This window comes from Selenomonas timonae (assembly GCF_014250475.1).
Taxonomy (GTDB): domain Bacteria; phylum Bacillota; class Negativicutes; order Selenomonadales; family Selenomonadaceae; genus Centipeda; species Centipeda timonae.
In genome coordinates, this window is record NZ_CP060204.1 from 2,168,080 (window position 1) to 2,188,676 (window position 20,597).

The following is a 20,597-nucleotide window of genomic DNA, read 5'->3' on the forward strand; positions in this document are numbered from 1 at the left end:
ATATCATACCACAAAAATATGGAAATTTATAGTCCAGCTTCCATCAGGCGGTTGCGCAGCTGTCCGCACGCCGCCTGAATATCAGTTCCCATCTCACGCCGCAGGGTCACGGCAATGCGCCGATCCTCGAGCGTCTTTTGAAAACGGTGGATGGCAGCCTTGTCCGGGCGGAAGAGATTCCGCTCGGCGACGGGGTTGATGGGGATGAGGTTCACACTCGCAAGCTGTCCGCGCAGGAGCTTTGCGAGCTGCTCTGCTTCGCGTGCAGAGTCGTTCAGATCGCGGATGAGAATATACTCGTAGGTGACGCGCCGCTTCGTCCGCTCCGCATAGGCACGCGCCGCGCGCAGCACATCCGAGAGCGGGTAAATGCAGTTGACGGGCATGATCTTCGAACGCAGTTCCTCTGTCGGCGCGTGCAGCGAGATCGAGAGTGAGATTGGAATCCCCTCCTTCGCCAACCGCTCAATGCCGGGTACAATGCCCGAAGTCGAGAGCGTCACGCCGCGATAGCCGAGGCCGATTGTGTACTCCTCGTGCAGCAGGCGCAGCGCCGCAATCACATTGTCATAGTTCTCGAGCGGCTCGCCCGAGCCCATGACGACGATCGTATCGACGCGAGCCCCCTCCTGTCGCAGGAAATCCGCCATGCCGATCACCTGCGCCGCAATCTCCCCCGCTGTCAGATTGCGCTGCAGGCCATGCAGTGTCGAGGCGCAGAACGCACAGCCCATGCGGCAGCCCGCCTGTGTCGAGACACAGACGCTGTTGCCGTACGGATGACACATCAGCACCGTCTCTGCCGTCTGCCCGTCCGTGAATTCATAAAGCAGCTTGATCGTCGCCCCGTCCGCAGAATGCAGACGCGAGACGACCTTCGGACGCTCGATAGAGAAATGCGCGGCAAGCTGCGTACGCAGCGCTTTCGACAGATTGTCCATCGCATCAAAAGAAGCCGCACCGCGCTGATACATCCATCGGACGATCTGATCCGCGCGGAAGCGGGGAATATCATATTCTTTGAGCGCATCGGCAAGCGCCTCTTTTGTCAGACCGAAGATGTTTTTCATGTCCGCCTCATGCGCGCGATAAAGAAGCCGTCCGGTTCATCCGTCTCCGGCATGATCTGAACCATCGGCTCCGCAGTCTTTTGCTCAGGCAGGAATGCGCCCGTCTGCTCGAGAGTAAAATGGGGATGCGCGCGCAGGAAGTCCTGCACAACGGCGGCATTCTCGCATTCCTCCATTGTGCACGTGCTGTAGACCAGCACGCCGCCCGACTTCACCGCCCGTGCCGCACTCCAGAGAATGGCACGCTGGATGGGCGGCAGGGTCTTTCTGTCCGACACGCTCTTCTTCCAGCGTGCATCGGGCTTTCGCCTGAGCACGCCGAGCCCCGAGCATGGTGCGTCGACGAGCACGCGATCCGCCATGGCCTCGTATGCTGCGCCAATTTCCCGCGCATCGCGCATCTCTGCCTCGATGATGGAGATGCCGAGCCGCCGTGCGTTCTGCTCAATGCGTCGAATCTTCTCCTCGTAGATGTCAAACGCCAGAATGCACCCGCGATTCTCCATGCGCTGAGCGATATGCGTCGTCTTCCCGCCCGGCGCGGCACAGGCATCGATCACCGTCATGCCCGGCTCTGCCCCGAGTACATGTGCGACAAGCATCGAGCTCTCATCCTGCACCTGTGCGAGTCCCGCGCGCAGCGGCGGCAGATCATCGAGCGCCCCATGCGCATGCAGGACAATGCCGTCCGGCACCCACCGAGAGGCGCGTGCCTCTGCCCCAGCAACTGCAAATTGCTCCATCAGCGCGGAGCGGTTCGTACGCAGTGTATTCACGCGCACGGAGAGCGGCGCGCTCGTATTATTGCAGAGGCAGAGCGCCTCCGTACGTTCGTAGCCGTAGGCGCGCATCCAACGCTCGACCATCCACGCAGGATGCCAAGACCTGAGCGCAAGTGCGCGCGCATCCCGTCCCGTAGGCAGAACCGCACGCTCTGGCGCGCGCAGTGCCGCGCGCAGAACACCGTTGACGAACGAATCCGCACCCCTGCGCCCATGTTTTTTCGCCAATTCCACCGCAGTATTGCACGCGGCAGACGGCGGCACGCGATCCATGACGAAGATCTGATAGAAGCCAAGCCGCAGGAGTTCGCGGATGGCGGGCTGAACCTTGCGGATGTCGGCGACGTACTGCCCGATCATATAGTCGAGCGATTCCCCCGCCTTTGTGACGCCGTAGACAAGCTCCGTCAGAAAACGGCGGTCGCGCTCCGCGAGCACTGTATCGCGCAACGTCTGTGCGAGCGCGACATTCGCATACACGCTCTCGACGTGAATTTTTTGCAATACCTGCATTGCCAGCTCACGCACGCGGTCGATTTTGTCCTCACGATACCTCTGCATTATGCCCTTTCTCCGTAACCTGCTCCACGGGTTCGATGATCTCCTCAAGCTGGCGGCGCACCTCAGCCATGTCCACACTCGTGTTGTAGCATGGACCGTTCGGACGGATGTTCAGCACGCCGACAGCCGGCAGGGGAAATACATCCTGAATGCCGCTCATCAAATCGCGCTCACACGCGATTGCAAGCACCGCCTTCGGGCGCATATTGTAGATGATCTGACGCGCGAGTGTTCCGCCCGTCGCCACGAAGAAGTGAAAGCCCATCTCGTCCGCGAGTGCCACGAGGTCGCCGATGTTGCAGCCACCGCATCGCTTGCAGTTGTTCGGGTCACGCGTCACCTTATGCGGGCAGCTCGCAAGCTGCAAGCAGTGCGGCGTTACGACGAGCAGACGGTTTGCGGGCACGCGGATGTGCATGCGGTGAAAGAGCAGATTGCTGACCGCGATGAACGAGCCCTCGAGTCTGCGCCGCTTGACGCCAAATACTGCGCCGAGGCGCACCGCCGCAGGAAAGAGCAAATTGATGAGCTCATATGTCTGCCGCTTCATCCATGGAAGGTACGGAAGTCCTGCAATCGCCAGCACCATATTGAAAATCCCGAAGAAGGACAGCAGGACGGCAAGCGTCAGCGCCCCCCCGATAATCCACGGCAGTGCCGGCTGAATGCGCTCAAGCCCCGGTACACCGATGTACCATATACCAAAAAGAAGCGCCGCTGCGAGCACGGTCACGAGAAGCAGCATCCCGATAAAGAGGCGTTTTTTCGGGCGCGACGGGAGAGCGATGGTCTTTTTCTCACCAGCCTTCTTGCCATTCACCGTCAGCGTCTCGCCGCTCATGGCGAAAACCTCGCGCCGACGGTCAGCGCACAGCCATTCAAAAAGGCGTTTGCCGCCATCATCTTCTTCCCGGGCGCTTGAATCTCCGTGATTTCCACGTCCTCATCCCCCGCCGCAACGACGAGTCCCGCCTTGGCATCGGCAGCGATGATCGTGCCTACCTCTGCGCTTGCCACGCGCCCTGTGGAGCGCAATGCCCCAACCTTGTAGGTATCTCCTGCAAGCGCAGTCTGCGCGTAGGGTGTCGGATTCAGCCCGCGCACGAGGGCGTCCAGAGCCCGCGCAGATTTCGACCAGTCGATGACGGCTGTCTCGCGCGTGATGCGCGCCGCATACGAGGATTCCCCCGTCTGCGGCGTGCGCACAAGCGTCCCTGCCGCGAGCTGCTCCAACGTCTCGACGAGGAGACTTGCCCCCGTCTCCATCAGCGCATCATGAAGCGAGCCATACGTCGTATCCGCATTGATGGGCACCTCACGGCAGAGGAGCATATCGCCCGTATCGAGACCCGCGTCCATCTGCATCGTCGTGATGCCCGTCACGCGCTCACCTGCCATGATAGCGTGCTGAATCGGCGCCGCCCCGCGTAGCTTCGGCAGGAGGGAAGCATGCACGTTGATACAGCCGTGTACGGGCACATCGAGCACCTCCTGAGAGAGGATCTGACCGAACGCCACGACGACCGCCACATCGGGCTTCAAATCTCGAAATGCGGTGACAAACGCCGCATCGCGCGCACGCACGGGCTGCATGACGGGAATATCATGCGCGAGCGCCCACGCCTTGACGGGCGACGGGCTGAGCTTCTTTCCACGCCCGCGCGGACGGTCAGGCTGCGTCACAACAGCGACGACCTCGGCGAGATCGCTGCGCGCGGCGATCGCCGCAAGTGTCGGCACGGCGAAGTCCGGCGTCCCCATAAAGACGACACGCATTCTCGTCACTCCTTTTTCTCCTCCTTGCGCAGACTCACGGCAATGTCGATGAAGAGTCTGCCGTCAAGATGGTCGCACTCGTGCTGAATGCAGCGCGCGAGCAGCCCCTCCGCCGTCAGGCTGCGCCTGCGGCTACGCCGATCCGTATACTCCACCGTCACGCGCGCCGCGCGCTCCACATCGCCGTAGACCTCGGGCACGGAGAGGCAACCCTCGGAATCTGTCACAGAACCTTCGCGCATTGTGATGACAGGATTGATGAGTTCGAGCAGCCCGTTCTCATCCTGCACGTCAATCACAACGATCCGCAGCGACTTCCCAATCTGCGGCGCAGCAAGCCCCACGCCGTCCGCAGAGTACATCGTCTCCGCCATATCGTCGAGCAGCTTCCGATGCCACTTCGTGAGGCGGTCGACCGGTGCCGCCACCTGTTTCAAGACGGGATCCCCCGCCTTCTTGATATCCAGTATCGCCATGGTTTTTTCCCTTACTTTACATTATATGTGCAGATTGTAGATCCGCACGGCATTATCATAGAACACCGCATCCCAATGCTCCTCGGGTATGAGCAGCTTCGTGAACGCAATGTAGTCGTCCAGATTTGCAAGCGGCCAATCCGTCCCGAACATCAGGCGGTCATAGGCATTCAAATATGCAAGCCAGCCATGCAGCTGCTCGATGTAGAACTTCTTGCGCTCACAGAATAGCGCAAAATCCTGAATTTTTCCCGCAAGCATCCCCGAGAGGTCGGCGCTCACATTCGGATTCTTCTCCATCACGGCAACTGCGTCCGTGAAATATGGCTCGCCGAAGTGGCACATGACAAAATTCACATTGCGGAACTTCGTCGCCGCCTCGTCCATCACATTCGGATGCGCGTATTTGAGGAGCGCCTTCTCCGTCGCCGTCAGCCCCGTGTGCACCGCAACAGGCTTTTGATACCGCGCGGCAAGTTCATAGACGGGCGCAAGCATATCGTCGTAGATATAGAAATAATGATAGCCAGGATAGAGCTTGATGCCGACGCATCGCTCATTTTTTAGATGCTGTTCGAGCGCGGGCAGAAGCGTTTCGATGCGCCCCTCCACGATCTCCGTTACACCGTCGCCCCCGATTCCAACACAGTAATGAAAGATATCGGGATAGTTCGGACTCGTCTCCTCCGCAGGCAGATTGCCCATCACGATGCCGTGGACAATGTTCGACGCACGAAAGTCGCGGCGCAAAGCCTCCTCCGTATTCTCGTGCCCCGCCGCCCGCGCAACGGTATCAAAATACTCCCCTCTGCCAAAGTGCAGATGAGCATCAATGATCTTCATATATATTCTCTTTCTAAAAATAACTAAGTATCACTATCCGTTTAGTTTACCATATCCGTCAATAGTTTCTCGTGATAAATGACACATTTTCACAGCAGATCCATCATGCGGTGGGTCTGCGGGATGATGCGGACATCGGGGAGATGGCAGAGTGCGATGCGCTGGAGTTCGAGGAGGCGTGCGGGCGTTGGCGGAGTGCAGCCGCCGTATGGCGTGACGGGCTGGAGAACAAAGAGGGTCGCAGGTGCAATCTCCGCGACCATGCGTGCCGCGCGCTCAACATACTCCGCCCGCGTCTCTGCCGCAACAACGATCTTCACATAGACATCGACGGCGCGCGCGACAGATAGGAAGCGCGCGTGTGCATCCCAGACGGGCCGAGAGAGCACATCGGGCAGCTTGATGTCCATGCTGATGTATGAAATGCAGTCGATACAGTCCGCGAGAGCCCTGTCCAATGTGCCGTTCGTTTCGAGAAAGATCGGCAGCGCAGTATGTGCGGCGAGTTCTTTGATAAACGGCACATGGAGCAGCGGTTCGCCGCCCGTAATGCTGAGTGAGTGGTGCGGCACGCCGTCCGCGAGACGTGTGATGATCTCCGCAACCTCCTCGGGTGAGAGAGGGTTTTCATAAGGCACAAGTTCATGCGAGCCGACAGGAATCTCCACCATGCAGCGTGGATGCCGTCCAATCTCATTCTCCGTGTCGCAATATGTACAGTCGAGATTGCAGCCCTCTAGGCGCACGAATACCTGCCGGCAGCCGACGTACTTCCCCTCCCCCTGTATGGAGGAAAAAATTTCGATGATATTTTCGCGCATATCAGTCCTTCGTGTAGGTGACAGAGGACTTTGGCGATTCCCAAACGGTGAGCGCAGTCAGCTCTGCGGGAGATGCCGCAATTTCCTCACGCACCGCAAGCCGCTCGAAGATAATGCGTGCAAGATTCTCCGCCGTTGGGTTCAGCCCCTCGCTAAACGGCGGGAAATCGTTCAGATAGTAGTGGTCGAAATCGTCCAGAATTGCGGCAAGCGCCCTCTTTGCAATCTTAAAGTCGATCAGCATACCGAGCTCATCGAGCTCTCTGCCCTGAAACGTCGCCTCGACCACCCAGTTGTGCCCGTGCAGACGATCGCATTTGCCCGGATAGTTCACCACGCGGTGCGCCGCCTCGAATGCGCCCTCAACGCGCAATGTATACATATTATTCTCCTTCTCGTTTATGAAAAGGCTGCTGCAGTCATGCAGCAGCCTTTATTTTACTTCTTACTTCACGTCGCTCATGACCTCATCCATGCTCATGGCGCGCGTATGCTTCGTATGGCTCCACTCGTGTTCGTTGCGGTGGATGAATCCGAGGAAGATAATCGGAATCCACGAATAGATGAACACGGGATAGAGCAAGAGATAGAACCACGCCTTCAGCTTCGCGCGAACCTTGATGAGGATAATCATAGGCAGAACGTACTGCCCGATCATGATTGCGGTCATGAGCTGAGACGGCAGGAACTTGTAAATGCTCGTGTAAAACGGCGGGAATGCGAGCTGCACGTAGCTGATAATGATGAAGAACGTCGAGATCATCAAGAAATGCGGCTGCAGCAGGTAGATGCAGCCGTCCCAGATGCGGATGTCACGCCGCTTCCACCCCTCGCGGATCATCGTCGGGATAAAGCGGTGTGCTACATCGAATTGCCCCTGCGCCCAGCGGCGGCGCTGATTCCATGCCTGCTTGAACGTGAGCGGCTTCTCATCGTAGACCACGGCGTCATGCGCCCACGTCGTCTTGATGCCCTCGGCAAGCAGCTTCATCGTGAACTCCATGTCCTCCGTGAGGCAAGTCGCGCGCCAGCCGTGCCGCTTCAGCACGTCCGTCGTGATGCACATGCCCGTGCCGCCGAGACAGGCAGAGAGTCCGATGTTCGTCTTTGCAAGATGTGAGATGTGGTCGATGACCCAGAATGCAATGGCGAACGTGCCCGCAACCCATGTATCATAGGGGTTCTTCGCGTCGAGATAGCCCTGGATGACCTTGTCCCCCTTCAGGAGGCGATGATTCATCTCCTTCAGAAAATTCGGGTGCACAAGGTTGTCCGCATCGAAGATGGCAATCGCATCGTATTCCTTGTCCATCTCGAAGAGGCGATCGAACATCCACTCGAGCGCAAAGCCCTTGCTCTTCTTCGTCGGATGTGTGCGCACGCAGACAATTGCGCCGGCCTGCTCCGCGATCTCCGCTGTATCGTCCGTGCAGTTGTCCGCGATCACATAGATATCGTAAAGCTCTGCGGGATAGTCGAGACGTTTCAGATTCTCGATCAGCTGCCCGATGACCGCCGCCTCATTGTGCGCGGCAACCACAACGGCAAACGTCTTTTCGGGAGTCAGGATCTTCTGCTCCCTCCGCCGCCAGAGGCAGCAGAAGCCGATACAAAAAAAATAGAGGGTAAAAAGTAGAAGAATAATCTGCATCGGCACCATAATGATGTCGAAGATATGTGCCGGAAGATAGGGCGAGACAGTTTGAATGAACTCAGTCATGCGGGCTCAGCCTTCCTTTGCACGCGCCATGACGGCAATCGTATAATTGACAATCCCGAAGAGCGCGTAGGTCGCAAAGATCCCCGTAAAGACAGCGGGCAGGATTGCCGCGCTGCCGACGTACAGAATCCCCACGAAAACAACGAGCGCAAAGAGCTTGGACACCATATAGATTTTCTCCCCGCCCCCCTTGAAGTCGGGATAGTGGACGTGACTCACCATCAGATACGCCGTCACGGCGACGGCTGCGGGATAGACAAGACCGAACGAGGTTGGGTCGCCCCCAAGCTCGAGGAAGAGCCACGTGGACATGGCGACGAGGTTGCCGCCCGCAGGGATTGCAAGCCCCATGAAGTAGCCGTGCACAACGCTCGCATTCACGTTGAAACGCGTGAGCCGCCACATTCCACAGACGGCAAAGAAGATCGTCACTGCGATGCCCACGAATCCGTAGTTGTGCAGAGCAAGCGTCCATGCGAGGACTGCGGGTGCGACACCGAATGAGCCAAGGTCACAGAGGGAGTCCATCTCCTTGCCGAACTCACTGGACACGCCGAACGCGCGCGCAATGCGCCCGTCCAGACCGTCCGCGATGAGCGCGCAGAAGATGAAGAGTGCGCCCCAGTCGAGATGCCCCTCGATGGTCGAGAGGATGGAGCACATACCGAAGACAAGATTCATCGCCGTGCACAGATTCGGCAGAAACCGTCTGTAATTCATTCGCTTTCGAGCCTCCCCAGAACGGTCTTGCCGCCCTGAACCTTTTCGCCCTTTGTCACAAGAATCTCCGCGCGCTCGGGCATGACGATCTCAAGGCACGAGCCGAAGCGGATCATGCCGTAGATGTCCCCCTGCCGCAGCTGATCATCGAGCGTCACCCACGAGACGATACGGCGCGCGAGGATGCCCGCAATCTGCTTCACCGTAATGCGCAGATCGCCCCGATCAATGCCGATCAGATGGTGCTCGTTCTCAAAGCCCACCTCGTCCTTGTAGGCGGGGCGGAAGCGGCCGCAGTAGTATCTTTGCAGCTTGATCTCACCATGGATGGGACTGCGGTTGACGTGCACGTTGAACACCGACATAAAGATGACGATCTTGTTGCACGGCTCGCCCACGAAGTCATCCATGCCTACGGGCGTAATCTCCGTGACCGTGCCGTCCGCCGGCGAGAGAATGTGATTCACATCCTGCACGATTTCGCGCGCGGGACTGCGGAAGAAATATGCAAAGTAGCACGCGAGCACGACAAACGGAACTGCCGCGTACGGATGTGCAAAAATGCCAAGAATCAGAGCCAGTATAAGCGCCGCGCCGATAAATTTATAGCCCTCGCTTACAATGACCATGCGCATCCGCCTCCTTATCAAATGATTACACTTGCATCAATTATAATGGAAAGCCTATTCTTTGTCCACAGATACGGCTTTTATTTTCGCGAGGCGTGCACCTTCAGCACGAATTTCGGCAGAGCAAGCAATCGTCCTGCACGTTTCGGCTGAAGCATCCCGCGAAAGAGCCATTCGAGCTTTGCCTTCTGCATCCAGCGCGGCGCACGTTTCATCACGCCCGCCATCACGTCGAGCGTCCCGCCGACGCCAATCACGACAGGCACGCGAAGCTCCGCCAGATGTGCGGCAATCCACTTCTCCTGCTTCGGCACACCGAGTGCGACGAGCAGGAGGTCAGGCTTCGCCTCCTTAATCTCCTCAATGATCGCCGCATTGTCCTCCGGCTTGAAGTAGCCATCGCGCACGCCGACAATCTCGATGCCGGGGTACAGCTGCTCCGCCTTTGCCTTTGCCTTCTCTGCAACACCGGGCGCAGAGCCGAAGAAGTAGATGCGCCGCCCCTCTGAGGGAGCCGCACGCAGCAGTTCCTGTGCGAGATCGTAGCCCGCCACGCGCTCGGGCATCGCGTGCCCGAGATGACGCGCCGCCCAGACCGTCCCCGCGCCGTCCGGCACGACAAGTGCCGCTGCATTGAGAACATCGCACAGCTCCCTGTCCTGCGTTGCACGCATAATCATCTCGGCATTTGCCGTTGCAATCATCACGCCCGCGCGCTCATCCATATAGGAGCGGACAGCAGCAACCGCCTCCGACATCGTGACGGCATCCACCTCCACGCCAAGAATATTGACCCGTTCGCTCAAGGGCACACCCCTCCTGTATCGCGATGCATATCGCGAAAAGAGAGCGCCTGACAAGACGCCCTCCCTATTTTCAGAATCACTGTTACTGCGCCGCGCCATCCGTCTTTTTCTTCGGCACAGCCGTGCGGATATAGAGCTCGTGCAGCTGCTTCTCGTCTACGGGCGACGGTGCTTCGCACATGACATCCGACGCGCTTTGCGTCTTCGGGAATGGGATGACATCGCGAATCGAGCGGCGCTTCGCCATAATCATGACGAGGCGATCCAGACCAAACGCGAGCCCGCCGTGCGGCGGCGTGCCGTACTCGAATGCGTTCATCATGAAGCCGAAGCGCTCGCGCGCCTCCTCCGGCGCAAAGCCGAGGGTCTCAAAGACCTGCTCCTGCAGGTCGCTGCGGTAGATACGCAGACTGCCGCCGCCGATCTCGACGCCGTTCAGCACCATGTCGTAGGCGTTCGCCTTGACGCGTCCGGGGTCGCTCGTGAGAAGCGGGATATCCTCATCGCGCGGCGCGGTAAACGGATGGTGCATCGCCTTGTAGCGCTTCTCCTCCGCACTGTACTCGAACATCGGGAAGTCCACAACCCAGAGGAAGGAGAGCGCATCGGGGTCGATGAGGTTACGACGGCGACCCATCTCCAGACGCAGTTCGCCGAGTGCCTGTGCCACGACAGCGGGCTGATCGGCGACAACGAGCAGGAGGTCGCCCGTCTTTGCCCCGACGGCGTTCTTGATCGTCTCGAATGTCTCATCGGAATAGAACTTCTTGAAGGGCGACTTCACGCCCTCCTCACTGTACTGAATCCACGCAAGTCCCTTTGCCCCGTAGTTCTGCACATAGGAGACCAGCCCGTCCAGTTCGCGGCGCGGAATATTCGCGTAGCCCTCGACGTTGATGACCTTGACGCGTCCACCCGCCTCCATGACGGCGTTGAAGACCTTGAACTCCGATCCGCCGACATAGTCCGTGATGTCCTGCAGTTCCATGCCGAAGCGCAGATCGGGCTTGTCCGAGCCGAAGCGCTCCATCGCCTCATCCCAGCCCATGCGGCGGAACGGCGTCTCGATCTTCGCGCCGATGCTCTTCTCGAAGAGCTCCTTGACCATCTCCTCCATGAGTGTCAGGATGGAATCCTGATCCATGAAGGACATCTCGATATCGAGCTGCGTGAACTCGGGCTGACGATCTGCGCGCAGATCCTCGTCGCGGAAGCAGCGTACGATCTGGAAGTATTTCTCAAAGCCCGAGACCATAAGCAGCTGCTTGAAGATCTGCGGCGACTGCGGCAGCGCGTAGAACTCGCCCGCATTGAGGCGGCTCGGCACGAGGAAGTCACGCGCGCCCTCGGGCGTGCTCTTGCAGAGCATCGGCGTCTCGATCTCGAGGAAGCCGTTACGGTCGAAGAAATCACGCATGATCTTCGTCACACGATGGCGCAGGATCATATTTGCCTGCATCTCCGGACGGCGCAGGTCGAGATAGCGGTAGCGCAGACGGATCATCTCGTCCACGTCGATGCCGTCCTGAATGTAGAACGGTGGCGTCTTTGCCTTGTTCAAAATGCGCAGTTCGTTCACGACGACTTCGACCTCGCCCGTCGCCATGTTCGGGTTCACCGTGTCTTCGCTGCGTGCGCGTACAGCACCGCGCACAGAGATAACGAACTCCGAGCGCAGCGACTCCGCCTCGTGGAACGTGCCCACCGCCATCGCCGCCTCGTCAAAGACGATCTGCACGAGTCCCGAGCGGTCGCGCATATCGACAAAGATCAGCCCGCCATGGTCACGGCGGCGCGACACCCAGCCGCACAGCGTTACCTCTCCGCCGACCTGCTCCTTGCGGAGCGTGCCGCAGTCATGTGTCCGTTTAAGTCCCTGCATCGTTTCCATCTCAGCCCTTCACCTCAGAAATCAATCGTTTTACCATATCGTCAAGAGAGCAACTCTCCTGCGTGCTCTGTTCCATATCCCGCACAACTGCCACATGCTGCGTCAGTTCATCATCCCCGAGGATGACGGCATAGCGCGCGCCGGATTTATTCGCCTGCTTCATCTGTGCCTTCATGCTGCGCCCCGCATAGTCCATGAGGGCACGCACACCGCCCTGCCGCAGTGCATGCAGCAGGGGAAATGCCGCGTGCGCCGCAGCATCGCCGAGCGCAATAATGAATACATCCGCATCGGACGGACGCGCGGGCAGAAGACTCTGCTGCTCGAGTGCGAGGAGAACGCGTTCCAGCCCCGCTGCAAATCCGACCGCAGGGGTCGGATTGCCGCCCAGTTCCTCCACGAGTCCGTCATAGCGCCCGCCGCCCGCAACGGCACTCTGCGCGCCGAGCGGCGGATAGGCAATCTCGAACGCCGTCCGCGTGTAGTAGTCCAGCCCGCGCACAAGACGCGGATCGAGCTCATAGGCAACGCCCGCATCTGTCAGATGCGACTGTACTTCCTCAAAGTGTTCCGCACACTCTGCACAGAGGCAGTCCGTAATCGCAGGTGCGCCCGCCATAAATGGCTTGTCGGCGTCCGCCTTGCAGTCAAGAATACGCAGAGGACTCCGCGTGTAGCGATCCTGACAGTCGCCGCAGAGTTCGTGCAGATGCTCCTTGAAGTACGCCTGCAGACGATCCCGATAGACGGGGCGGCAGTTCGGGCAGCCGACCGAGTTCAGCTTGAGCGTCAGCCCCTTTAGACCAAGTGCCGTGAGGAAGTCATAGGCGAGGAGAATTGCCTCGGCATCCACGGCAGGGCTCTCCCCGCCGATTGCCTCCACACCGAACTGGTGAAACTCGCGCATACGTCCTGCCTGCGGGCGGTCATAGCGGAACATCGAGCCGATGTAGAAGAGCTTTTGCAGCCCTCCGTCCGCATAGAGCTTGTTCTGCAGGTAGGCACGCACGGCGGATGCCGTATTCTCCGGGCGCAGCGTCAGGCTGCGCTCCCCACGGTCAGTAAAGGTATACATCTCCTTGTCCACGACATCCGTGCCGTCGCCGATACCGCGCTGGAAGAGCTCCGTGTGCTCGAAGACAGGCGTGCGGATCTCATGATAGCCATAGCGGGCGCAGAGCTCGCGGATGACATTCTCCACGTATGTCCACGCTCCCACTGCATCGGGCAGTATATCCTTTGTCCCCCGTGGCGCATTCGTCAGCATCAGGGTGTTTCCTCCTCGTATTCCGTGCGCAGGAGCGCACGGCGTTTTTCAATGTAGATATCAATATCGCGCAGATAGGTCACAAGATCCTTTGCGTTAAACACGGAGCGCATACGTCCGCTGCGAATCCCGAGTACCTTCGTCGTGGCGGCACCGCCGATGCCGATGATCGTCTGGTGCTCCTCCATAATCTGAATGTTATAGATGCTCTCGGCACCTGCGCGGGCATAGCCGACGTTCTCGAGATCGCCACTCATATAGCCCTGCCGATAGAGATAGTACGGACGATAGCCCGCCTCCTCCACCGCGCGTACAGCAGCTTCACTCATGCGCCTGGTCTCCGCATCAGACGGCAGTTCGACGTGCTCCGTCTCCATCTTGAGCCTGAGATTCGAGCCGCGCTTCAAGGCTAGCGCGTGCAGCGTGATATCGTCGGGCGCAAGTGCCGTCACTGCCGCCATCGTCCGCTCCACGTCCGCGGCCGTTTCTCCCGGCAGCCCGAGGATCACATCCATATTGATGTGCACGTTCATTGCCGCGCGAATCTCATGCACCATACGCACGATGTCCTCGGGGCTGTGGTGACGGCCGATGCGTTCCAGCGTCGCCTCCTGCATCGACTGCGGATTGACGCTCACACGCGTTACCGCGTGCTCTTTCATCGCAGCAATCTTCTCTGCACTCATGCTGTCGGGACGCCCTGCCTCCACCGTGAACTCCGCGATATGCGCTCCATAAAACGCATTATATACCATTTTGAGCATTTCGGCAAAAAAATCATTTGGAAGACTGGTCGGCGTTCCTCCGCCGATGTAAATGCTCTGCACCGTAAGCCCCAAAGCACGCACATCCTCTGCCGCCGCATCGAGGTCGCGTGCGAGCACATCCATAAAGGCGCGGAGCTTCTTCTCCGAGGGAAGCAAATTCGACGGAAAGGAGCAGTAGAGGCAGCGCGAGAGACAGAATGGAATGCCGACGTAGATGCTCACGGTTCGCGCATCCCCCTGCGCGAGAAACGGCAGCTGACGCACGGCAACATCCGTGATAAGACGCGCTTTGTCCGCACTGCAATTGTAGTCCTCGCCGAGACGCGCAATGATTTCCTCGGGGCTCATGCCGCTGCGCAGCCAACGATGCACGATCTTCGTCGGACGTACCCCGTGGAGGATGCCCCACGGCGCGGGCGGCACGGCGAAGTGTGTGCGGAAGAATGCGTAGACATTCCGCTTGATGGCGCGATGAACGGCGGCACGCGGCACTTCATCCGCCTTGCCATCCGAAACAAAATAAAATTTTTCGCACGCGCCATCATGCGCAAAAAGAAAAACCTCGGTCATGACAGAAGGCGGCTCACAGCCCGTCTGCCGGTTCACCACCGACAGCTGGGCGTAATCCGCCTCCCCTGCCCGCCCGACGATCTCCACCTTGAAGAGAGTCAATACCTCGCGGACGATTTTAACAATGACCTCGGCTCTGCTGTTGATCGTAAGAGACCGAATCTTCACAACTTTTTCTGCTGCTCCTGACATTTCTTACAGATGCCGAAAAACTTCGCCTGATGGTTCTCGACCTTGAAGCCCGTCTTCTTGAAGATATCCTCTTCCAGATGATCAAGCATATCCTCCTCGAACTCCGAGATCTCCTTGCACTCCGTACAGATCAGATGGTGGTGGAAGTGCTGGTTCGGATCAATCGGGTTCAACTCGTAGGAGTACGAGCCCTTATTGCGCTTGTCGAATTCCTTGCCGAATTCGATCTTCTGCAGGATCCCGAGCGACACCAGAATCTCAAGGCTGCGGTAGACCGTCGCAAGACCGATCTCCGACTCCGTGCCGCGCAGGATGTCGTAGATCTTCTCCGCGCTCAGATGCTCGCTCGGATGATCGAGAATCACCTGCAACACGATCTGGCGCTGCGGTGTCATCTTGCGCTGCGTTGCCTGCAGACGTTTTTTCAGATCTTCCATCGTATAGGTCTCTGCCATACTTTTTCCCTCCGCATGTTATTATATAATAACTCTCCAATATATAATCACAATCAATGAGAATAGTATAGCACAGTCCACATTTTTTTTCTATAGAGATGAAAAACTAATTGAGAATATCCGTTTATTCCTTCTCCTGTGCAATACGGCGCAGGGTTCCCATCAGCAGTTTCGCTTCCGGAACAATCGTCGTAACATCGACACGCTCGGCAGGTGTGTGGATGCCCGTCGTCGTCACGCCGATGGACACCATGTCCAACTCCGGATTCTTCGCTGCGTGCCAGCTGGTCTCAAGGCCTGCATGGATGCTCTCGATCTTCATCTCTGCTCCGTCATTCTGCGCAGCATAGACCTCGCCCATGATCTTCGCGAGGACGCTGTTCTCGCGCTCACGCCATGCGGGCGACTGCGATCCCACTGTGAGGTTGAAATTCGTACGCTCTGCCATCGTCCGCGCCATCACGATGATTTCGTCCAGACGCTCATTCACCGAAGAGCGCGGGAAGAACTGGACGCACACCTCATTTTCGTCCATACGGAGAACGCCGAGGTTCGCCGAGGTCTCCACCTTATCTGCATGGAGACGCGACATATCATGCACGCCCGTACGCAGGAGCGTGAGCAGGTCGATGAGGTCACGCTCCTCTGCTTCGCCGATGACGCGCCCTGCATTCTCCACCGTAGTAAATGCAAACTTCATGGCGGGATCGACCGTGCCATAGAGCGCATGGAAACGCTTCTCCTCCGCGACCAGTGCATTGACAATCTCACGCTCGTTAATACCTGTCCGAATGACCGCCTCTGCCGTCGGAGGGATGGCGTTGCGTGCCGTACCGCCCGTGAATGTGACAATCTCAATTTTACCATGTGCCTCAAGTGCCTGCAGTGCAAGCGCGAGCGTGCGAATCGCATTGCCGCGCCCGTCGCCGATGCGCTCCCCCGAATGCCCGCCAAGCAAGCCCTCCACCGCGATGCGATAGGCGGGCAGCTCCGACTCCCTGCGCGAAAGTGTACGCGAGAAGTCAAGGTTGACACTGCCCGCACTGCCGACTGTCATGATATGATAGTCCTCGGAGTCGCAATTAATGAGGAAACGCGCATCCTTCAGATGATCCGCAGCGAGATGCCGCGCCCCTGACATCCCCTGCTCCTCATCAACCGTGACGATGGCGCGCAGCGCACCGTGTTCCTCCGTATGCTGCATCGCAGTCAAAATCTCCGAAACGCCGATGCCGTCGTCGCCGCCGAGGCTCGTGCCGTCCGCCGTCAGAGACTCCTCTGTACGCACCATCTTGATCGGATCGTTCAGAGGATCGTAAATCACGCCCGGCTTCGCGACACAGACCATATCCATGTGTCCCTGCAGGATCGTGCGCGGCGCAGCCTCGCAGCCCTTCGTCGCGGGGAGTTCCGCGATGATGTTCAGCACCTCGTCCTGCGTCACCGTGCAGCCGATCTCCTCAAACCGCTTCTTGAGGTAGTCGCTGACGGCTTTCTCATGTCCCGAAGGACGCGGAATGTGCGTCAGTGCCTCAAATTCTGAAATGACCGTCTCCAATAGTTTTGCATCGTCTATCATATGGTTGCCTCCTGACTGTAACTGTCTTCCCTATTGTACCACAGACAAAAAGAAGCCGCCACACATGATGTATGACGACTTCCATTTTATCTGTATACGATTTACTTCTTTGCCGCTTCGACCGCCTTTGCGACTGCCTCATTAAACTGGTCATAGCTGACGGTTGCGCCCGCGATGGCGTCGACCTTCGCGAGATCCTTCTTGCTCTCCAGCTGGCTTGCGTACGAGCCGATTGCCTTGTAGGCATTCTGCGCTTTCTTGCGCACACCTTCTGGCTTATCCGCGCCGTAATTCTCGTCCTTTACCTTGCCGTCCTTGTCAAAGCCCGTGTGGACGACCTTCGTGATCGCACCGTTTGCGATCGTCAGTTCAACATGCGAGTGTCCAAGCTGTTCGTGCTTGGAACTATCCCCCGCAAACGTACCGTCCTTGACCCCTGTCATATCGAGTGACACCGCCTGTGCGGCAGGCTTCGCATCGTTTTTCGGTGCTTCCTTTTTCTCATCGCCGCAGCCTGTGATCATAACCCCGATCGAGAGAAGTACAGCAAGCCCCAATACGCTTTTCTTCATCGTCACGCCGTCCTTTCACGCATATGACCATGTTCGATGATGACGCAGCGCTGCGCCTCATCGCCGACCTCGGCGGAGTGGGTAACAGTCAGGATCGTATGCCCCTCATCGTGCAGCTCATGGAAGATCTTCATGACGAGCTTCTGGTTCTGCTCGTCGAGGTTGCCCGTCGGCTCATCTGCAAGGATGAGGACGGGATAGTTGATGAGGGCACGCGCGATGCAGACGCGCTGCTGCTCACCGCCCGAGAGCTGGCTCGGCAGATGGCTCGCGCGGTCGGCAAGTCCGACGCGCTCGAGTGCCGCCATTGCCTCGTTACGGTCGGGCATGCTGTGGTAGTACTGCGCGACCATGATGTTCTCGACAGCCGTGAGGTACGGGATCATGTGGAACTGCTGAAAGACGATGCCGATCTTGTCGCGGCGATAGCGCGTCAGCTCCTCGGGGGTCGCATCCGTCAGCACCTCGCCGTCGAGGATGACCTCTCCGCTCGTCGCACTGTCCATACAGCCGATGATGTTCATGAGCGTCGACTTGCCCGAGCCGGAGGGGCCCATGACCGCAAGCCATTCGCCTTTTTCAACCTTCAGATTGACATCGTCCAGAGCAAGTACCTTTTCATTATACGCCTTGGAAACGTGCCGCAGTTCAAGCAAACTCATGCGTTATTCCTCCTCATTCGCCGCGCAGGATAATCGCGGGATCTACATTCGTCGCAATGCGCACGGGCAGGAGCGATGCAAGCCCCGTGACAAAAACAGACATAACGAGTGCAACGACAACGATGGTCGCCGAGAACTCGATGCCGCGTCCGAAGACGTTGACGCTGACACTCTGGGCAAAGAGATAGCCAAAGCCCGAGCCGAGCACGCCGCCAAGCGCACCGAGGAGGCACCCCTCGCCGAAGAACTCCATGACAATGTGACGGTTATCCGCCCCGAGTGCCTTCTTCAGCCCGATCTCGCGGCGACGCTCCGTCACAATCGCCATCATTGTTGTCGAGACACAGATCAGCGTCAAGACGAGGACAACGACGGTGACGATGAGCACGAGCGCTTGAAGTTTCCCAAGCACCGTGCCCTCGGACTGGGCAATCTGCTTGACCAGCTGCGGCTCAACGCCGGGCACGTCCGCACGGATCTTCTCCTCCGCACGCGTCAGTTCATCCTGACCCGCAACGACCGAGACCTGCGCAAGGCTCAGCTCACCGGGGCGTTCCTTCATGCTCTGCATATCGGGCAGGGAGACAAAGACAAAATTCTCCTCGTTTCCGCCCGTTCGGACAATGCCGGACACGCGGTAATCGCTCACGATCGTGCCCTCGCCGCCCGAAACGGTAATCGTATCACCGGGGTTCACACGCAGCTTTGCCGCAAACTCCGCACCGAGCAGGATCTCCTTCTCCCCTACCGTCGGCCAGTCACCGCGAATCTGCCAATACGGGCTGACCTCCTGCAGGACGGCAAAATCCGTACCACCCGCCATCACCGTCTGATGATTGATGAGAAGCGTATCGTAAAGGAACGGTGTGATACCGACGATCTCATAGCCCGAGAGGGACTTACGCACGGCGGCAACCGAATCCTCCTGAATCGCGCCCTTGTCCGTCCCCGGCAGAATGAGGAGGTTCGCACCGTAGGCGCGGAATGCGCGTCCCATCTGTTCGGGGACTTCCTTGTAGACCGTAATCATGCCCGAGATGATCGTCGCTCCGATGGCGACGGCGAGCAGAGCGATTGCCATACGTGCACGCCGACGCAAGAGGGAATTGGCGACCATGATAAAGAACATTTTATATCGATTCATCATTCATCACCTGCCATAGAGAACCTCTGCCGGCTGCAGCGACAGAAGCATACGGATCGCGGGCACACTCCCGATGATCAGCACGAGCGACATGAGCACAGCAATGATCGGAATGACATACGGATTGACCGCAATGCCCGAGCCAAAGACATTCTCGCCGATGAGCTGCGCAAAGCCAAGCCCCACGACATAGCCGAGGATGCCGCCCATAATCCCCGCGATAAAGATCTCCGCAAGCACGGAGAGCACGACCGCGAGATTCGTCGCGCCGAGCGCCTTGAGAAGTCCGAGCTCACGGCTGCGCTCCATGATGTTCGCACTGATGAGGTTGCTGACACCGAGGCTCGAAGAGAGCAGCGAGAGCACTGTAATCAGCAGCATAAGGAGCTGTGTCTTGCCGAGAATCTTGCCCTCGGACTCTGCGATCTGGCGCACGGGATGCGCCGCCGCATTCTGCATGACCTCCTCGATCTGATAGGCGATCGATCCGACATATGAGGTACAGTACCAGATGTCATACTCTGCCTGTGAGAGCGACTTCGGATTCTCTGCCGCCTTGCGTGCAAGATCATTCTCCGGCGTCGTCATCGCACTGACCTCGACCTGATCGATCTTCCCCGCAGCGTTTGCAAGATTCTGCGCAAGAGCAAGTGAGCCGACAATCTGGTTCTCCTCATCGCCGCCGCCCGAAAGGATGCCGGTGACCGTCAGCGTGCCATCCGAACCGTCCGGCTTCTTGTACGAGAGTGTACTGCCCGCCGACACACCGAGTTTTTGTGCGAGCTTTGTACCGACGAGCACTTGATCCGTCTGCGTATCATCCGCCCAGTCACCGTCGACGTGCCACCACGACTTCATGAACTTCACGCCCGTGGTGTAGACCTCATCCGTCGGCAGCGTGAGCGTGTGCTCAAACCACGTGCCGAAGAGCGGAACGGTCTCACCGTCCGCAAGCGTCATATTCGTCGTCAGTGATGGTGCAAATGCAACAATGTTGTTCGTCCAGAAAATCGTCTTGATATTGCCGAGATCCGATTCCTCAAGGTATTCACGATGTGTACTCTTCGTGGTTTCCACGCCGTAGAGATCCTTGAGCACCATCGAGTTGCGCGGTGTTACCGTTATGTTCGCACCGAATGCCTTCAGCTCCTGATTGACCTTCTCGCCGATGTCGAACATGACATTCAGCATGGCAGTCGCGAGCGAAACGCCAAGGGCGACCGTCAGTGCGATGAGGATGAACCTCCCGCGCTGACGGATGAGCGCCCCTTTTACCATTTGCCAAAACATGGCT

The 20,597-nt window shown here is 58.3% G+C and carries 21 protein-coding genes; all 21 read right to left on the bottom strand.

Translation table 11 applies throughout. The features are described from left to right. Positions 1-26: 26 nt before the first annotated feature. The 21 genes from rlmN to H1B31_RS10555 all read right to left on the bottom strand — a co-directional run bounded on the left by rlmN (position 27) and on the right by H1B31_RS10555 (position 20,593). Positions 27-1,070, bottom strand: a complete 1,044-nt coding sequence (gene rlmN / locus H1B31_RS10455; RefSeq protein ID WP_185980270.1) for a dual-specificity RNA methyltransferase RlmN — start codon at positions 1,068-1,070, stop codon at positions 27-29. Continuing rightward, a complete protein-coding gene (gene rsmB / locus H1B31_RS10460) occupies positions 1,067-2,413 on the bottom strand; it encodes a 16S rRNA (cytosine(967)-C(5))-methyltransferase RsmB (protein ID WP_185980271.1) in 1,347 nt (448 codons plus the stop codon). Before rsmB ends, rlmN begins: the two co-directional genes overlap by 4 nt. Further along, positions 2,397-3,254 (bottom strand): DUF116 domain-containing protein, encoded by an 858-nt coding sequence (locus H1B31_RS10465; protein WP_185980272.1) that lies wholly within the window; start codon positions 3,252-3,254, stop codon positions 2,397-2,399. Before H1B31_RS10465 ends, rsmB begins: the two co-directional genes overlap by 17 nt. Further along, positions 3,251-4,189: a methionyl-tRNA formyltransferase gene (fmt, locus tag H1B31_RS10470; RefSeq protein WP_185981288.1), complete on the bottom strand. Its 939-nt coding sequence runs from the start codon at positions 4,187-4,189 to the stop codon at positions 3,251-3,253. The genes H1B31_RS10465 and fmt overlap by 4 nt, the downstream gene beginning before the upstream one ends. Positions 4,190-4,194: 5 nt before the next feature. Continuing rightward, the gene (gene def / locus H1B31_RS10475; protein WP_185980273.1) at positions 4,195-4,665 is read right to left on the bottom strand and encodes a peptide deformylase; all 471 of its coding nucleotides are present in this window, start codon (positions 4,663-4,665) and stop codon (positions 4,195-4,197) included. A 21-nt stretch (positions 4,666-4,686) separates the two neighbouring features. After that, on the bottom strand, positions 4,687-5,508 hold the full coding sequence (locus H1B31_RS10480; RefSeq protein WP_185980274.1) for an amidohydrolase family protein: 822 nt from the start codon (positions 5,506-5,508) through the stop codon (positions 4,687-4,689). An 89-nt stretch (positions 5,509-5,597) separates the two neighbouring features. Continuing rightward, positions 5,598-6,329 (bottom strand): 7-carboxy-7-deazaguanine synthase QueE, encoded by a 732-nt coding sequence (locus H1B31_RS10485; protein ID WP_185980275.1) that lies wholly within the window; start codon positions 6,327-6,329, stop codon positions 5,598-5,600. Position 6,330: 1 nt separating this feature from the next. Continuing rightward, positions 6,331-6,711: a 6-carboxytetrahydropterin synthase QueD gene (gene queD, locus H1B31_RS10490; protein WP_185980276.1), complete on the bottom strand. Its 381-nt coding sequence runs from the start codon at positions 6,709-6,711 to the stop codon at positions 6,331-6,333. A 63-nt stretch (positions 6,712-6,774) separates the two neighbouring features. Continuing rightward, a complete protein-coding gene (locus H1B31_RS10495; RefSeq protein ID WP_185980277.1) occupies positions 6,775-8,049 on the bottom strand; it encodes a glycosyltransferase family 2 protein in 1,275 nt (424 codons plus the stop codon). A gap of 6 nt (positions 8,050-8,055) precedes the next feature. Further along, the gene (gene pssA / locus H1B31_RS10500) at positions 8,056-8,769 is read right to left on the bottom strand and encodes a CDP-diacylglycerol--serine O-phosphatidyltransferase (protein ID WP_185980278.1); all 714 of its coding nucleotides are present in this window, start codon (positions 8,767-8,769) and stop codon (positions 8,056-8,058) included. Continuing rightward, entirely contained in the window at positions 8,766-9,398 is a 633-nt protein-coding gene (locus H1B31_RS10505) for a phosphatidylserine decarboxylase (protein ID WP_009657091.1), read from the bottom strand. Before H1B31_RS10505 ends, pssA begins: the two co-directional genes overlap by 4 nt. Before the next feature lie 80 nt (positions 9,399-9,478). Beyond that, positions 9,479-10,204 carry a WecB/TagA/CpsF family glycosyltransferase gene (locus H1B31_RS10510; RefSeq protein WP_185980279.1) on the bottom strand — a complete coding sequence of 242 codons (726 nt, stop codon included), beginning with the start codon at positions 10,202-10,204 and terminating at the stop codon, positions 9,479-9,481. Positions 10,205-10,286: 82 nt separating this feature from the next. After that, positions 10,287-12,095: an aspartate--tRNA ligase gene (gene aspS, locus H1B31_RS10515; protein WP_185980280.1), complete on the bottom strand. Its 1,809-nt coding sequence runs from the start codon at positions 12,093-12,095 to the stop codon at positions 10,287-10,289. A 1-nt stretch (position 12,096) separates the two neighbouring features. Continuing rightward, positions 12,097-13,362, bottom strand: a complete 1,266-nt coding sequence (gene hisS, locus H1B31_RS10520; protein WP_185980281.1) for a histidine--tRNA ligase — start codon at positions 13,360-13,362, stop codon at positions 12,097-12,099. After that, complete coding sequence (gene hemZ, locus H1B31_RS10525; RefSeq protein ID WP_185980282.1) at positions 13,362-14,867, bottom strand: coproporphyrinogen dehydrogenase HemZ; 1,506 nt, start codon at positions 14,865-14,867, stop codon at positions 13,362-13,364. Before hemZ ends, hisS begins: the two co-directional genes overlap by 1 nt. Next, on the bottom strand, positions 14,864-15,346 hold the full coding sequence (locus tag H1B31_RS10530) for a Fur family transcriptional regulator (RefSeq protein WP_185980283.1): 483 nt from the start codon (positions 15,344-15,346) through the stop codon (positions 14,864-14,866). The genes hemZ and H1B31_RS10530 overlap by 4 nt, the downstream gene beginning before the upstream one ends. A 124-nt stretch (positions 15,347-15,470) precedes the next feature. Continuing rightward, on the bottom strand, positions 15,471-16,925 hold the full coding sequence (pepD, locus tag H1B31_RS10535) for a beta-Ala-His dipeptidase (RefSeq protein WP_185980284.1): 1,455 nt from the start codon (positions 16,923-16,925) through the stop codon (positions 15,471-15,473). 101 nt (positions 16,926-17,026) lie between these two features. Continuing rightward, positions 17,027-17,497: an FMN-binding protein gene (locus H1B31_RS10540; RefSeq protein WP_009657098.1), complete on the bottom strand. Its 471-nt coding sequence runs from the start codon at positions 17,495-17,497 to the stop codon at positions 17,027-17,029. 2 nt (positions 17,498-17,499) lie between these two features. After that, positions 17,500-18,159: an ABC transporter ATP-binding protein gene (locus tag H1B31_RS10545; protein ID WP_185980285.1), complete on the bottom strand. Its 660-nt coding sequence runs from the start codon at positions 18,157-18,159 to the stop codon at positions 17,500-17,502. A gap of 13 nt (positions 18,160-18,172) precedes the next feature. Further along, on the bottom strand, positions 18,173-19,306 hold the full coding sequence (locus tag H1B31_RS10550) for an ABC transporter permease (protein ID WP_185980286.1): 1,134 nt from the start codon (positions 19,304-19,306) through the stop codon (positions 18,173-18,175). A gap of 3 nt (positions 19,307-19,309) precedes the next feature. Beyond that, the gene (locus tag H1B31_RS10555; RefSeq protein WP_009441807.1) at positions 19,310-20,593 is read right to left on the bottom strand and encodes an ABC transporter permease; all 1,284 of its coding nucleotides are present in this window, start codon (positions 20,591-20,593) and stop codon (positions 19,310-19,312) included. Positions 20,594-20,597: the final 4 nt, after the last annotated feature.

Bases quoted from the DNA above. Each gene is read 5' to 3' on its own strand.
- H1B31_RS10550 (WP_185980286.1), bottom strand. From the start codon at position 19,306: ATGATGAATCGATATAAAATGTTCTTTATCATGGTCGCCAATTCCCTC.
- H1B31_RS10465 (WP_185980272.1), bottom strand. From the start codon at position 3,254: ATGAGCGGCGAGACGCTGACGGTGAATGGCAAGAAGGCTGGTGAGAAA.
- fmt (WP_185981288.1), bottom strand. From the start codon at position 4,189: ATGCGTGTCGTCTTTATGGGGACGCCGGACTTCGCCGTGCCGACACTT.
- H1B31_RS10495 (WP_185980277.1), bottom strand. From the start codon at position 8,049: ATGACTGAGTTCATTCAAACTGTCTCGCCCTATCTTCCGGCACATATC.
- H1B31_RS10545 (WP_185980285.1), bottom strand. From the start codon at position 18,159: ATGAGTTTGCTTGAACTGCGGCACGTTTCCAAGGCGTATAATGAAAAG.
- H1B31_RS10555 (WP_009441807.1), bottom strand. From the start codon at position 20,593: ATGTTTTGGCAAATGGTAAAAGGGGCGCTCATCCGTCAGCGCGGGAGG.
- H1B31_RS10530 (WP_185980283.1), bottom strand. From the start codon at position 15,346: ATGGCAGAGACCTATACGATGGAAGATCTGAAAAAACGTCTGCAGGCA.
- H1B31_RS10480 (WP_185980274.1), bottom strand. From the start codon at position 5,508: ATGAAGATCATTGATGCTCATCTGCACTTTGGCAGAGGGGAGTATTTT.
- aspS (WP_185980280.1), bottom strand. From the start codon at position 12,095: ATGGAAACGATGCAGGGACTTAAACGGACACATGACTGCGGCACGCTC.
- def (WP_185980273.1), bottom strand. From the start codon at position 4,665: ATGGCGATACTGGATATCAAGAAGGCGGGGGATCCCGTCTTGAAACAG.
- hisS (WP_185980281.1), bottom strand. From the start codon at position 13,362: ATGCTGACGAATGCGCCACGGGGGACAAAGGATATACTGCCCGATGCA.
- H1B31_RS10540 (WP_009657098.1), bottom strand. From the start codon at position 17,497: ATGAAGAAAAGCGTATTGGGGCTTGCTGTACTTCTCTCGATCGGGGTT.
- H1B31_RS10505 (WP_009657091.1), bottom strand. From the start codon at position 9,398: ATGGTCATTGTAAGCGAGGGCTATAAATTTATCGGCGCGGCGCTTATA.
- pepD (WP_185980284.1), bottom strand. From the start codon at position 16,925: ATGATAGACGATGCAAAACTATTGGAGACGGTCATTTCAGAATTTGAG.
- rsmB (WP_185980271.1), bottom strand. From the start codon at position 2,413: ATGCAGAGGTATCGTGAGGACAAAATCGACCGCGTGCGTGAGCTGGCA.
- rlmN (WP_185980270.1), bottom strand. From the start codon at position 1,070: ATGAAAAACATCTTCGGTCTGACAAAAGAGGCGCTTGCCGATGCGCTC.
- pssA (WP_185980278.1), bottom strand. From the start codon at position 8,769: ATGAATTACAGACGGTTTCTGCCGAATCTGTGCACGGCGATGAATCTT.
- queD (WP_185980276.1), bottom strand. From the start codon at position 6,711: ATGTATACATTGCGCGTTGAGGGCGCATTCGAGGCGGCGCACCGCGTG.
- H1B31_RS10485 (WP_185980275.1), bottom strand. From the start codon at position 6,329: ATGCGCGAAAATATCATCGAAATTTTTTCCTCCATACAGGGGGAGGGG.